Source organism: Pseudarthrobacter sp. NS4 (assembly GCF_024758005.1).
Taxonomy (GTDB): domain Bacteria; phylum Actinomycetota; class Actinomycetes; order Actinomycetales; family Micrococcaceae; genus Arthrobacter.
In genome coordinates this window covers 2,185,280-2,198,413 of record NZ_CP103288.1, presented here as the reverse complement: position 1 = coordinate 2,198,413, position 13,134 = coordinate 2,185,280, and the positions used below count along the sequence as shown (strand labels likewise).

At 64.1% G+C, this 13,134-nt stretch carries 13 protein-coding genes, 1 tRNA gene and 1 pseudogene; 5 read left to right on the top strand and 10 right to left on the bottom strand.

Translation table 11 applies throughout. From position 1 onward, the window contains the following. Window position 1: 1 nt before the first annotated feature. Both NXY83_RS10330 and NXY83_RS10325 read right to left on the bottom strand, forming a co-directional pair. Window positions 2-1,168 carry a site-2 protease family protein gene (locus NXY83_RS10330; protein ID WP_258806020.1) on the bottom strand — a complete coding sequence of 389 codons (1,167 nt, stop codon included), beginning with the start codon at window positions 1,166-1,168 and terminating at the stop codon, window positions 2-4. Next, window positions 1,161-1,901 (bottom strand): HAD family hydrolase, encoded by a 741-nt coding sequence (locus NXY83_RS10325; RefSeq protein ID WP_258806019.1) that lies wholly within the window; start codon window positions 1,899-1,901, stop codon window positions 1,161-1,163. Before NXY83_RS10325 ends, NXY83_RS10330 begins: the two co-directional genes overlap by 8 nt. A 150-nt stretch (window positions 1,902-2,051) precedes the next feature. Here NXY83_RS10325 and NXY83_RS10320 point away from each other — a divergent pair, with 150 nt between their 5' ends. Continuing rightward, window positions 2,052-2,957 carry a PAC2 family protein gene (locus NXY83_RS10320; protein WP_258806018.1) on the top strand — a complete coding sequence of 302 codons (906 nt, stop codon included), beginning with the start codon at window positions 2,052-2,054 and terminating at the stop codon, window positions 2,955-2,957. A gap of 43 nt (window positions 2,958-3,000) precedes the next feature. Here the strand turns inward: NXY83_RS10320 and mshC are convergent, their stop codons facing one another. Then, complete coding sequence (gene mshC, locus NXY83_RS10315; RefSeq protein ID WP_258806017.1) at window positions 3,001-4,278, bottom strand: cysteine--1-D-myo-inosityl 2-amino-2-deoxy-alpha-D-glucopyranoside ligase; 1,278 nt, start codon at window positions 4,276-4,278, stop codon at window positions 3,001-3,003. A gap of 15 nt (window positions 4,279-4,293) precedes the next feature. Beyond that, the gene (locus NXY83_RS10310; protein WP_258806016.1) at window positions 4,294-5,127 is read right to left on the bottom strand and encodes an undecaprenyl-diphosphate phosphatase; all 834 of its coding nucleotides are present in this window, start codon (window positions 5,125-5,127) and stop codon (window positions 4,294-4,296) included. Between the two features lie 52 nt (window positions 5,128-5,179). Between NXY83_RS10310 and NXY83_RS10305 the strand changes: the two genes are divergently transcribed. Continuing rightward, window positions 5,180-6,115, top strand: a complete 936-nt coding sequence (locus NXY83_RS10305; protein WP_258806015.1) for an aldo/keto reductase — start codon at window positions 5,180-5,182, stop codon at window positions 6,113-6,115. Window positions 6,116-6,125: 10 nt separating this feature from the next. Here NXY83_RS10305 and NXY83_RS10300 read toward each other — a convergent pair whose 3' ends face one another. After that, the gene (locus tag NXY83_RS10300; protein WP_157242319.1) at window positions 6,126-6,392 is read right to left on the bottom strand and encodes a hypothetical protein; all 267 of its coding nucleotides are present in this window, start codon (window positions 6,390-6,392) and stop codon (window positions 6,126-6,128) included. Between the two features lie 39 nt (window positions 6,393-6,431). Here NXY83_RS10300 and NXY83_RS10295 point away from each other — a divergent pair, with 39 nt between their 5' ends. Then, window positions 6,432-6,665, top strand: a complete 234-nt coding sequence (locus NXY83_RS10295; protein ID WP_258806014.1) for a DUF5703 family protein — start codon at window positions 6,432-6,434, stop codon at window positions 6,663-6,665. A 60-nt stretch (window positions 6,666-6,725) separates the two neighbouring features. On the opposite strand, the gene NXY83_RS10290 is transcribed toward NXY83_RS10295, so the two are convergent. Then, complete coding sequence (locus tag NXY83_RS10290; protein ID WP_258806012.1) at window positions 6,726-7,886, bottom strand: acyl-CoA dehydrogenase family protein; 1,161 nt, start codon at window positions 7,884-7,886, stop codon at window positions 6,726-6,728. Between the two features lie 9 nt (window positions 7,887-7,895). Next, window positions 7,896-9,200 (bottom strand): M20/M25/M40 family metallo-hydrolase, encoded by a 1,305-nt coding sequence (locus NXY83_RS10285; RefSeq protein WP_258806011.1) that lies wholly within the window; start codon window positions 9,198-9,200, stop codon window positions 7,896-7,898. Window positions 9,201-9,371: 171 nt separating this feature from the next. Here NXY83_RS10285 and NXY83_RS10280 point away from each other — a divergent pair. Together NXY83_RS10280 and NXY83_RS10275 are read left to right on the top strand one after the other, a co-directional pair. Next, a tRNA-Leu gene (locus NXY83_RS10280) sits at window positions 9,372-9,454 on the top strand. Window positions 9,455-10,182: 728 nt separating this feature from the next. After that, entirely contained in the window at window positions 10,183-10,941 is a 759-nt protein-coding gene (locus NXY83_RS10275; RefSeq protein WP_258806009.1) for a potassium channel family protein, read from the top strand. A gap of 5 nt (window positions 10,942-10,946) precedes the next feature. On the opposite strand, the gene NXY83_RS10270 is transcribed toward NXY83_RS10275, so the two are convergent. The 3 genes and pseudogenes from NXY83_RS10270 to NXY83_RS10260 form a co-directional block, all read right to left on the bottom strand. After that, window positions 10,947-11,231 carry a hypothetical protein gene (locus tag NXY83_RS10270; RefSeq protein WP_258806008.1) on the bottom strand — a complete coding sequence of 95 codons (285 nt, stop codon included), beginning with the start codon at window positions 11,229-11,231 and terminating at the stop codon, window positions 10,947-10,949. 453 nt (window positions 11,232-11,684) lie between these two features. Further along, a pseudogene (locus tag NXY83_RS10265) lies at window positions 11,685-12,226 on the bottom strand (ATP-binding cassette domain-containing protein); the annotation flags it as partial. Window positions 12,227-12,509: 283 nt separating this feature from the next. After that, entirely contained in the window at window positions 12,510-13,001 is a 492-nt protein-coding gene (locus NXY83_RS10260) for a DUF6326 family protein (protein WP_258806007.1), read from the bottom strand. Between the last annotated feature and the right edge of the window lie 133 nt (window positions 13,002-13,134).

The window sequence follows — 13,134 nt, the reverse complement described above, 5'->3', positions numbered from 1 at the left end:
TCTACCGGTTCTGGCCCTGCGGACGTTTATCGGGCCGCTGCCGCTTTCCTGTGATGGCGGCCACCACAGCATCCTGGGACAGCAGTCCGGTAACCCTGCCGTTGTGGTCCACCACGGCGTAGTGGCGCCCTTCGAGCTGGGACAGGAAGGAAATGAGCTCCTGTCCTTTCGACCATTCAGGGACGTGGGCTCCGGGAGCCAGGGCAAAGGCCACTGCCGTGATGGGGGTGGAATCTGCTGCGTCCGGCGGAACGGAAGCCAGCGCGGCGGGATCCACGACACCCTGCGGCCGCCCGTCCGGTCCGTACACCACAACGGAGGTTGTTCCGGGTGCGCCCTGGCGGATGACGTCCTGGACTGAAGCCGTAAAGGGCAGCCCTACGGCCGGCGTCGAAAGGCCCGCCGCCGTCACCAACGGCAGCCTGGCGCGGAGCGTTCCCTGCTGGATGGATGCGGAGGCCCCCATCCAAAGGAACCCGCCGACGAGGACAGTGATCAACACCAGGCTGAAGTCGGGCTCATTGCCGGCCAGGAGTGGCCGGAGGATGAACCAGTAGGAGATTGCGATCACGATGATCCGACCGCCCCAACCGGCAGCAACCGTTCCCTTTGCTTGGCTCCCGGTGGCCTTCCACACCGCGGATTCGACGAGGCGCCCCCCATCCAGCGGAAGGCCCGGGAGCACATTGAAAACAGCGATCAGGAAGTTGGCCCACATAAAGATGTTGATGAGTATTTCGGCAACGCTCCCGAGGCTGTCCGTGCCCAGGACCAGCCAGGCGCCCCCGGCCAGGACAAAGTTTGCAGCCGGACCGGCCAATGCCACCAGCACCGATCTTCCCGGGGAGGCGGTGAAGCTTTCGAACTGGGTGTGGCCGCCCCAGAGGTTGAGCACGATTTTCTGGGTTGGCCATCCGTAGATCCTGGCGGTCAGCGCGTGGGCGAGTTCGTGGACCAGGACCGAAATCAGGAGCAGGACTGCGTAGGCGAAAGCGACGATGTAAGCGGTGGCGCCGAGGGCGGGATTGCTGCGGTCGAGCACCGGTCCGTAAACAATCACCGTGAAAGCGGCAATGATGAACCATGAGTAGGCGAGCACCACCGGAACGCCGGCGATTCTGCCAAGGGGGATGCCTTCGCGGCGGGCAGGAGTGCCGGGTTCAGTCACGGGCGGTCCCGACAGCGGATGCGGCCCCTGCCGGGGCAGCGGAAGCCGGGCGCGCCCGGAGCAGGGCGTCAAGGTCGGAGAGGGAGCGGCCGGCCAGTGATTCCCAGACCGTATAGCGGTTGTCCTGGGGCAGCGGGACGATGTGCGGTATTGCCACCGTGGCAACCCCGGACGCTACAGCCGCCGCGACGCCAGGCGCGGAGTCTTCGAGGGCGACGCAGTGCTGGATAGCCAGGTCAGGATCGGCCTCCTGCAGCCGTTCCACGGCTGTCAGGTACGCCTCGGGGTGTGGCTTTCCCTGGGAGACGGTATCTCCGGTTACGAGCACTTCGAAGTATGGACGGGGAAGGCTGTCCACCACCTGCCGTGCGAGCGGACCCTCGGACATGGTGACGAGGGCGCACCGCACCCCGGCCACGTGAAGGTCTTCCAGCAGTTCCCGGGCGCCGGGCCGCCAGGGCACCTGCTGCTTGATGCTGCTGATAACTGCTGCCGTGAGGGTGTCGATGATCTGGCGGATCTCCAGTTCCACACCGGCCTGCTGGAGGAGTCCGGCGGAAAAAGTGAGTGACTGGCCCACCAGCTGCATGGCCTGCTCATGCGACCACGTTCCGCCATGTGCCTCCACGAGGGCCCGTTCAGCGGCAATCCAGTAGGGTTCCGTGTCCACGATGGTGCCGTCCATATCCCAGAGGACGGCTTTGAGTGGGGAACTGGAAGCTGGCGATCGCATGCCCCAAGTCTACGGGGACATGCTGGACGCCCCTGCGTGCTACGCCCTTGGCGAATATGGCGTCAAATTCTGCTTCGTGTGCGGGCTTCCACGCATTTTGCGGCGCTTCATTCCATGCGCAGGGAACGTCCTTGGACGTAGGGTGAAGAAATGAATAGCTTCGAGGGAGACACCGCCGAACCGGGTGCCGGACCCGAGCGGGAACGGTTCCTGCAGCCAGTGGCTGACGGACAGCGCGTAACAGTGATGCTTGCCGCCTTTGAAGGCTGGAACGACGCCGGCGAAGCCGCGAGCGATTCCTTGCGGTACCTGAACAAGCTGTGGGGCGGCAAGAAAGTCGCATCCATAGACGCCGACGAGTATTACGACTTTCAGTTCACGCGGCCCACCGTCCGCAGGAATGCTGCCGGTGAGCGCAAGATCAAATGGCCCTCCACGAGGATTTACAAGGCCAGTGCACCCAACTCCAACGTGGACGTCATCTTCGTCCAGGGCACCGAGCCGTCCTATAAATGGCGCGCCTACACCGCCGAGCTGCTGGTCCACGCGGAAGCCCTGAATGTGGATTATGTAGTCCTGGTCGGGGCGCTGCTTGCCGATGTCCCGCACAGCAGGCCGATTCCCGTGAGCACATCGTCCGACGACGCCCCGCTGCGGGAACGCATGAACCTGGAAGCCTCACAGTATGAAGGCCCTGTGGGCATCGTGGGTGTCCTGTCCGAGGTTGCACTGCTCGCAGGGCTCCCCACGGTTTCGCTTTGGGCCGCCGTTCCGCACTATGTGGCCCAAGCCCCCTCGCCGAAGGCCCAGCTTGCGCTTCTGCACCGTATAGAGGAATTGCTCCAGGTCCCGCTGGACACCCACGAACTGGCGGAGGAAGCGGACGCCTGGGAGCGGGGCGTGGATGAACTCGCCACCGAAGACCCCGAAATCGCGGCGTATGTCCGGCAGCTGGAAGAAGCCAAGGACACCGCTGACCTGCCCGAAGCCACCGGCGAGTCCATTGCGCGGGAATTTGAGCGCTATCTCAAGCGGCGGGGCCAGGACAGGCCCTGACCGGTTCTGTCCGTGTCCGGCGGTAATGCAGGGAACGGAAGGGTCAGAGAATGATGCCCAGGAGGGCGTCCACCGCGTCCTTCACCAGGGCCTGGTCCGAGGGGCTGGCGGCAGCGCCGTCCTCGTTGGCCTGCCGTGCCCATCGGGAGACAGCCGCTACCGCCGCGGGGGCGTCAAGGTCGGCAGCAAGGGCTGCCCGCATTTCCGCCACAAGCGGCTGGGCAGAGCCTTCGGGGGCGTGGTCAAGGGCACGGCGCCACGCCGTCACGTCCGACTTGGCGGCCGCGAAACCTTCTTCCGTCCAGGACCAGTCGGAGCGGTAGTGGTGGGCCAGGATGGCCAGCCGGACAGCGGCGGGGTCCTCCCCCGCTGCCCGCAGTTTGGAGACGAGTACCAGGTTGCCCTTGGACTTGCTCATCTTTTCGCCGTCGAGTCCCACCATGCCCGCGTGCGCGTAGTGCTTGGCAAGCGGCACGCCGGCGAGCGAATAGGCGTGCCCCGCGCCCATCTCGTGGTGCGGGAAAATTAGGTCGGAGCCGCCACCCTGGACGGTGAAGGGTGATGGCAGGTACTTCTGCGCGATGACCGTACATTCGATGTGCCAGCCGGGCCTGCCGGCGCCCAGGCTTCCGCCGGGCCAGCTCGGCTCGCCTTCCCGCTCCACCCGCCAAAGCAGGGGGTCCAGGGCCTGGCGCTTTCCGGCCCGGCCGGGATCACCGCCGCGTTCGGCGAAAAGCTCCAGCATCTCGCTTTCCGCCAGCCCGGAAATGCTGCCCAGAGTCCAGGCTTCCGGTGAGACGGACTGCTTGCCTGCCGCTTCGACGTCGTAATAAACGTCCCCGTCCGGCTCGCCGTTGGTGCCCTGCACCCTGTATGCGAGCCCGAGGCTGACAAGGCGCTCCACCTCGGGAACGATCAGGCCGATGGATTCGACGGCACCGACGTAGTGGTCCGGGGACAGGACATTCAGCGCCTCCATGTCCGTCTGGAAGAGCTCAATCTGGCCCGCGGCAAGGTCTTGCCAGTCCACCCCCGTGGCGGTGGCGCGTTCCAGGAGCGGGTCATCCACGTCCGTCACGTTCTGGACATAGGAGACGTCATGGCCGGCGTCCCGCCATGCCCTGTTCAGCAGGTCAAACGCCACATAGCTGGCGGCATGGCCCATGTGCGTGGCGTCGTACGGGGTGATGCCGCAGACGTACATGGAGGGCCGCGCTTCGGACTCCAGCAGCACCTCGCGGCCTGCTGCTGTGTCGAACAACCGGATGGCAGGCATGCTTCCGGGCAGGGCAGGAACGGGGAGGGAAGTCCAGGATTTCACAAGCCAAGCCTAGTGCTAGGCGCTGATGACACCGAAACCGAGAAGCAGGTACAGGGCCATGCCCAGCAAAATGCGGTACCAGACAAAGAGGCGGTAGCTGCGGGTGGACACGAACTTCAGGAACCAGCCGATGATGACGTAGCCCACCACGAAGGCGATAGCTGTGGCAAGGGCCGTTTCGGGCAAACCGTAGGGCCCGGTAACGCCGTCCTTGGAAACCACTTTGTACAACTGAAAGAGCCCACTGCCGAACACTGCCGGGATGGCGAGCAGGAAAGAGTAGCGTGCCGCGGCTTCACGTGTATAGCCCATCAGGAGGCCGGCGGTGATGGTTCCACCGGACCTTGAGACGCCGGGGATAAGCGCCATCGCCTGGGCCAGGCCGTACAGGATTCCATGCTTGTAGGTCAGCCTGCTCAGGTCCCGCTCCTGCTTCCCCACTGCGTCTGCCACGGCAAGGAACAGGCCGAAAACGATCAGCATGGTGGCGACGATCCACATGCTGCGCAGGACGGATTCGATCTGGTCCTGGAACAGCAGGCCCAGGACAACGATGGGCAGGCTGCCCAGGATGACAAGCCAGCCCATCCTGGCGTCAGGGTTGTGCCTGGCTACTTTTCCGGCGAGGGACCCCGCCCACGCCTTCACAATCCGGACGATGTCCCGCCAGAAGTAGACCACCACGGCCGCCTCGGTGCCCAACTGGGTGATGGCCGTGAAAGCTGCGCCGGGATCCGCTGCATTGGGCAGGAACTGCCCCACGATCCGCAGATGCGCACTTGATGAAATAGGTAGAAATTCGGTCAGTCCCTGCACAAGGCCCAGCAGGGCCGCCTCAAACCAATTCACGCTAAGACCCTACGGCATTGGCAGTGCTGGTTCTGCCCGTAAGCTTGCTGCTATGCAGCAGCGTTACGTCGGCAACAGTGGATTGCGGGTTTCCGCCCTATCCCTCGGCACCATGTCCTGGTCAGGCGAAACTGACGAGCAGGACGCTGCTGAACTACTGCGCACCTTCCTCAACGCCGGCGGCCGGCACGTTGATACTGCTGCGTCCTACGCCGACGGGCGGTCTGAGGCCCTGATCGGTTCCATGCTGGGCGACGTGGTTGCCCGGACGGAGATTTCCATCTCCACAAAAGCGGGAATGACGACGCCGGATGGCCGGCGCGGGGTGGATACCTCGCGTAACGCCATGCTGTCCGGGCTTGAGGCCAGCCTCGCACGGCTCGGCACGGACTACGTGGACATCTGGTTTGCCCAGGCCTGGGATGGAAACGTTCCGCTGGAGGAAACCCTGTCCGCACTGGAATTCGCCGTCCGCACCGGCCGCGCGCGCTACGCCGGAGTCTCCAACTTCAACGGCTGGCAGACAGCCAAAGCAGCAGCACTCGCAGGATTCCCGCTGGTTGCAGCCCAGGCCGAGTACTCGTTCCTGCAGCGCAGACCGGAAGCTGAACTGATCCCTGCCGTTGAGGACGGCGGGCTCGGCCTCATGGCCTGGGCGCCGCTGGGCCGAGGTGTGCTCACCGGTAAGTACCGCGGCAGCATCCCGTCGGGATCAAGGGCTGCGTCAGCGGCCGATGCCGGGTACGTGGAGCCTTACCTGCAGGAGAAATCGTCCCGGACGGTGGAGGCTGTGTGCATGGCGGCCAAGGGCCTGGGCCGTACGCCGCAGGATGTTTCCCTCAGCTGGCTCCTGTCGCAGCAGGGCGTCGCCACCGCCATCGTGGGACCCCGCACGCCAGCACAACTTAAAGAAGTGCTGGACGCCCAGCTCACGCCGCTGCCGCCGGAAATAGCCCGGGCACTTGAGGACGTTTCAGCACCCCAATAGTTCTACGGTCCTACTCCTGGACAATTTCCAGGTCCTCGTCGTCGTCCACGTCGCTTTCCTCGTCCTCTTCGTCCTCGTCGTCAAAGACCTGGAGCGGCGTAACCTCGTTATAGGCCTCATAGAGTGCATCCTCGTAAACTTCAAAGGCGTCTGCGACTGCAAAAAACGCCGCCTCCACGGAGGGATCACCATCTCCGCGGCGGTTGGATGCTGCTATAAGGTGTTCTTCCAAAGCGGTGGTCAAGGACTGAAGCGCGACACGCGGATCGATGCTCATGACTTCACGTTAGCCGGAAAAGGACGAAAATGGAGAGCAATGAAGGAACAATTTCTCATCAGCTCGGTCCAGCGGGAACGGGACTATTTGAGGCAGTACGAGTACCTCGTACTGACGGTCAGCCCTGACGATTCACTGCATGAGGCACTGCGCCGCCTGGTGGAACATTCCGAGTACGGCAAGTGGGAGCTGGAGCGCAGCAAGCTGTATGTGGGCGGAGGACGCCGTTTTTGGCTCCGCCGCCGGGTGATGCAGGTCCAGCGGACCGTCTGAAGTCCCAGGACAGTCTGCAAGTCCCAGGACAGAGGACCGCCCCCGAAGGACCCTCCGGAGTCAGTCTTCCAGCGGGCCCAACCAGGCGTTGGCAACCGTGTTGTGCGCGGACTCGTCGTCGGATGGGTGGAACATACCGGCCAGGACGTCCCGGTAGAGCCTTTCCAGTTCGGATCCCCGGAAGTAGCTCGATCCCCCGCTGACGCGGATGGCCAGGTCAACAACGCGGCGCGCGGTTTCTGTGGCGTTCACCTTAAGCCCCACCAGCTTGGCGAACCACTGCGGTCCATGGTCCGCCAGGGCGTCCACGTCAGTGGCCACGGCCCTCAGCTGCGGATAAAGGTTGTCCATGGCCATGGCAGCCTCCGCAACCTTCCACCGGATGTCCGGGTCCTGCGCGTAGCTGCGTCCGCCGTTCTTGAACGAGGCGCGTCGCTTGACGGTCTCCACGCCCACATCGAGGGCACGCTCCCCCAGACCCGTGTAGACGGCGGCGAGCAGTGTTTCGAAACAGGCGAAGATGGCGAACATGAGGGGGTCTGCATTGGGCCCTACGGGAAGTTTGCGGAAAATCCTGTCCGCCGGAACCCTGGCGCCGTCCAGGACGGTGGTGCCGGACTGGCTGGCCCGCATGCCAAGGGTGTCCCAGTCGTCGAGAATCCGGTAGCCGGACGTTTCGCGGCTGATGAAACCATGGACCAGTTCGCCCTCGCCGTCCCTGCCGGCGGGGTCCTTGCCGAAGATTCCCAGCCTCGTCCACGCGGGTGAGAGGCTCGTGAAGATCTTGGTTCCGCTGAAGGAGTACCCGCCCTCAGGCAAAGGCGTGGCTGTGGTCCGGGAGTCGAACAGGACTGCATCGTTGCCGGCCTCCGAATTGCCGAACGCGAAGATCTCGCCGCCGGCCGCTTCCTTAAGGACGAAGTCCAGGGAGTGGTCACCCCGGGCTCCGAGGACATGCGCGACGCCGGTCCACACCAGGTGCATGTTGACGGCAAGTGCTGTGGCGGGAGCGGCGGTTGCCAGCCTGCGCTGGCACTGCGCCGCCGCTTCGAGGCCAAAGCCCATGCCGCCGTCGGACGCCGGGACAAACAGCTTCAGGTAACCGACGTCGACGAGATCCTGAAGGTCCTCATGGAAAAAAGTGTTGTTGCTGTCGTAGCCTGCGGCGCGGGCGCGAATCTTTTCCAGGAGGGCGTCGGGCAGGATTTCATCTGGGGTCATAGGGCCGGCTCAGTAGTTGGTGAGGAGGGTGTTGAGTACCTTTGCGCCGAACTTGAGGGAGTCTGCGGGCACGCGCTCATCCACGCCGTGGAACATGCCGGTGAAGTCCAGCTCGTCCGGCAGCATCAGCGGCGCGAAACCGTAACCGGTGATGCCGAGCCTGCTCAGCGATTTGTTGTCCGTGCCGCCCGAAAGCGTGTAGGGCAACACCTTGGCGCCGGGGTCCTCGGAGTGGAGGGCGTCAATCATGGAGTCCACCAGGTTGCCGGCGAAAGGGACCTCAAGCGAAACGTCGTTGTGCACGTAGCTCACGTCCACCCCGGTACCCGCCAGTTCGCGGACGATCTCCAGGACCTGGTCCTGCTGGCCGGGCAGTGTGCGGCAATCGATCAGGGCTTCTGCGGATTCAGGGATGACGTTGTGCTTGTATCCGCCCTTGAGCAAGGTCGGGTTGGTGGTGTTTTGCAGTGTGGCGCCCACAAAACGTGCCACCGTCCCCAGTTGGCTTAACAGGATGTCTGGATTGTCGGCGTCGAACTCCACTCCCGTGAGTTCGGTCACCCCGTCCAGGAACTGCCTGGTGGTGGGCGTCAGTTCGATGGGCCACTTGTATTCGCCGATGCGGGTGACTGCTGCGGCAAGGCGTGTGACGGCGTTGTCGGTACTGATCTGGGACCCGTGCCCTGCCCGCCCGTGGGCCACCAGCCGGAGCCAGGAGATGCCCTTTTCCGCGGTTTGGAGCAGGTAGGTGCGCTGCCCGCCGATGGTCGCCGAGAAGCCTCCCACCTCCGAGATGGCTTCAGTCGCACCTTCGAACAGCTCCGGGCGCTTGTCCACCGCGTAGCGCGCTCCGTAGACGCCGCCGGCTTCCTCGTCGGCGAAGAAGGCGAAGATGATGTCCCGCTTGGGCTTCCTCCCCGTGCGGGCGAAACTCCTTAGGACCGCCAGGATCATGGCGTCCATGTCCTTCATGTCGACGGCGCCGCGGCCCCAGATGAGCCCGTCCTTCAGTTCAGCGCCGAACGGGTCCACGGACCACTGGTCCCGCAGTGCCGGCACGACATCGAGGTGGCCGTGCACCACCAGAGCACTGGCGGACGGGTCCTCGCCTGCCATGCGGGTGACCACGTTTGCCCGGCCGGGAGCAGACTCAAAGATCTCGGCCTCCATGCCGACCTCCTCAATGAGGCCGGCGGCATATTCTGCTGCCGCACGCTCACCCGGGCCCGACCCGTCACCGAAGTTGGAGGTGTCTATCCGGATGAGTTCCTGGCAGATCCGGACAACTTCATCCTCGGGCAGGACGTCAGGCATGGAAAGCTCCTCACTGGGAAATGACTGGCTGGTGCAGCGCTGATGTGCTGCCTTCAGCCTACCCACTTGGCCCGATTCGATGTTTCGGGAAAAGTCGTGTTAGAGTTTTTCTCGCTGCTTCGGAGAAATGCGAAACGCTGAAAAGCGGAAACGGTTTCCGAATCACCACCTGCGCGGGTGGCGGAATGGCAGACGCGCTAGCTTGAGGTGCTAGTCCTCGAAAGGGGGTGGGGGTTCAAGTCCCCCTCCGCGCACAAGAAAAACCCCGGGAAACCGGGGTTTTTTTGTGTCTCCAACCACGCGAGGGGCGTTTCCAAGCACGTCTTGATATAGGTGTGACACCCGCAAGGGGGTGCGACGCATAATAAATCGCATGGCTTGTATCGAAAAACGCAAACGTCAGAACGGCTCAGTGACGTATACGTCAGATGGATTGCCCCGGCATCCAAGAGCCGGATGACTCAAAAGATGGAGTCGAAGGAAAGCGCCGAGTTGGTGTGACCGCAGCCTGGACAAACCCAATGGCAGCCCGGGCTGCCCGGAGAGTTATAGTTCGGAAGTTCTTCTCGTCGTTGCGCTCATGGTTCCACCATTCCCGGGCTGGATCATCCCATTCAGATAGTAGGTCACGGTCAGTGCGGGGGTCAGTCGGATTCTTTGACCGAACATTGCGCCCTGGGCTTTTGGAGGCCCCCCAATGAGGCCGGATTCGCCGAACGGACTTCTTGCCCTGGCAGCCGTCGTGGTGGCCATAATGCTCCCACCCCGGTAGGGTCATGGAGCTCGTCCTGGCTGCACGTCGGCGCAGCCACCTCCGGACTGGTAATCGCCTTCTGGGCGCGAGGCCTCCCCCGCCGCAATGCTCACCCGGGACTCAACGATGGGCAGTCGTCCAGGTGTACCAATCCGGATTAAGACCGGGAAGCAAGACCTCGGCCCCGCTTTTTGCTCTTGGCAACAATGGCCCGCATAAACTGCACCCATGACTCAGGCAACCTGGCGCAAGCGTTCCGAATGGCCATTGCTGGCCGCGTCCATCATCTTCCTCGGCGCTTACTCCGTGCAGGTGATCGGCAATACCGAGGCCCCGGTGGTTGAAGTTCTGGTCTGGGGCACTTGGGTTGTCTTCGCCGCCGACTACGCGGTGAACTTATGGCTGGCTCCGCAACGGGGACGGTGGTTCCTGCGCAACCTGCACGAACTTGCCATCGTGGCCCTCCCCGCGCTCCGGCCACTGCGGCTGCTGCGGCTTGTCACCCTTTTGCGGGTCATGCACGGTATCGGCGGCAACGCCTTGCGCGGCCGTATCCTGACCTATGTTCTTGGCTCCGCGGTACTCCTGGTTTATGCCGGGGCTCTGGCGATCCTGGACGTCGAGGCTGACGATCCCGGTGCCAACGTCACAAACATCGGGGACGCGATCTGGTGGGCGATCGCAACGATCACCACGGTCGGGTACGGGGACTACTACCCGGTGACCGTGCTGGGCCGCTGTGTAGCCGTCGGGCTGATGATCGGCGGGATCGCAGTCCTCGGTGTCGTTACCGCCTCGGTTGCGTCCTGGATGGTGGAGTCAGTGGCCGGGGAAGCCGTAACGGAGATGGAGGCCGCCGAATCCCCCGTCCGCGAGGAGCTCCGGCAGTTGACAGCAAAGGTTGAGCGGCTGACGGCACTGTTGGAAGAACGTGGCCTGCCCGCCTCCGGTCCAGCGCTGGAGGCCCGGGACAGCCTTGCCCCTTGAGCCTTCTACTCCAAGGCGCTGAAGAAGCTCTTCGGATCGTCGGCGCCCAGGAAATCGTGGTGGAAGACGATGGCGTCCACGGGCCGGGTGTCCACGAACAGGACCGCAATCGTCCGGGAGTGGACCACCGTGTACCGGGTCATGTGTTCCACCCAGGAATGAATCCCCGTGTACTCCTCAACGTCCAGCCCGTCGCCGAGCAGGCCGCGCTCCTCGAGCAGGTCATAAACAACGTTCCAGGCCAGATCCATCAGTTCATGAATGGCTGCCTCAACAGTTGGAGCCGTCATAGGACCATGGTGCTCCCGGGCACTGACGGTCTTGTGGAGCCTGCGGGCGTGTCCTTCGGAATGGGGTACCCCGGGGCTGGCAGGTGGAGGACGACGTCGTCCGGCCGGAACGGTTCCTGTGCGTAAGCACGAACCCGTGCCCCAGTTTCCACCGGCGATGGAACACCGGCAAGGAGCTCACCGCTGCAGAGGTCCCAGCTGTTGTCTCCGAGGTTGGTTTTGAGATGAAGACGAGCCAGATGTGCCAGCGGCGATCGAGCGACATCGGCAGGACAACTGTCTGTGACTCTGAAGGAACTGACGGCGAGTACGTGTACCTCCTGAACGTCACAGCCCGGCCCCAAACGAACCCCACCTTGTGATCCTGGTCGTCAGGCCGCACCTCTGAGCAGCTACTCCCCCTCCGCGGCCTCCGCGTGATCTTTGGAGCGGGTAAGCACCAAAACCACAGTGCTCGCCGGCGCGCGGAGAGCGCACCCGCACAGCGCCGCTGGCGACGGAGTCGATGACGTATTGGACCGAGCCGGCGGCGATGATGTGACCGCTGCCGATCACGAGGAGGTGGTCGGCGGTCGGCGGCGATGCCCAGGCGTTGGCTCATGCCGAGGGAGAACCGGCCGACGCGCTTGGTCGCGGCCCCGGCCAGGCCGGTCATCCCGATGACCTCGCTGACGCGGGAGGTCTTGATGTTGTAGGTGGCGGCCATCGTGCGCAGGTGCGAGCGGGCGCTGCGGCCGGGGTGCACGGCCTTGGCGTCGAGCAGGGCCCCGACCTCCCGCAACGGGGAACGGTGCTGCCCGTAGGGGTTTGCCGTTGACCGTGGCGGTGCCCGACGTCGGCCGGTCCAGTCCCATGATCAAGCGCATCGTCGTGGACTTGCCGGCACCGCTCGGGCCGAGGAACCCGGTCACGGTGCCGGACGCGATGGTGAAGCTGAGGGTGTGCACGGCGGTCTTGTCGCGGTAGCGCTTGGTGAGCTCGTGTGCCTCGATCATGACCGGGACCTTCCTGGGTGATGGTGGGACTGGCGGATCTGATACGGCGGCTCGGCGTGTCCGTCGTGGCGGGTCGGTGAGGCGGACGACGACGTTGCCGCGCTTGGGGTCGGTGTCGACGATGCGGTGGGCCTGTGCGCATCCGATGACCTGACCTGCCGGTAGGGGCCCTTGGAAGGCCCCTACGCGACGTCCCAGTGGTAGTTGGTGTCCCACCGCCGGGAGGCCCACACCGCGGCACCGAGGCAGATGGCTCCGAACAGGACGGGGACTGCTCTTGGGTTCACGCTTGCTGCTGGGCGCGATCGGCGTCACGGCTGGTCGGCATGGTCGCCGACGGTGCGGTGCGGGGCCAGGTCCAGGCGGAGCGCAGGATGAAGGCCAGGAGCAGCACCTCGATTCCGATGGAGAGGGCGTAGAAGGAGGCCCATTCCCAGGTCGTCGAGGCCGCGTTGAACACCGTGACGGGGATGTAAAGCGATGCAACGACGAGGTTCGTGGCGCGGTTCACCCGGGCGGGCAGTGTCATGGAGAGCATCACCATCAGGGCCGGGATCCCTATGACCACGACGAAAATGGTCAACAACGGCCCGCTGATGTCGAATACAAAGATTTCGCCACTCCGGATTTGGTCGATGCTGCCGGGCTTGTAGAGGTGGAAGTAGTCGATGTAGATGTAGAAGAACATCAAGCTGGTCCAGGCTGCCGCGAGCTTGGCTTGCACCGGGATCCGCTGGTCTTCCAGTGTGCTGGTGGGTTGACGTGTTCTCATCATGGGCTCCGTTGTTGTGGTGAGGATCGGTAGTTCCACGATCGCTGAGCCCGGCGGCGGGCACATCGGCCCGGAGGCTGGAGTTCGCCTGGCCGATGGCATGGTCTCTCACTCGTGCTTTCGGCTGATCCGCCGC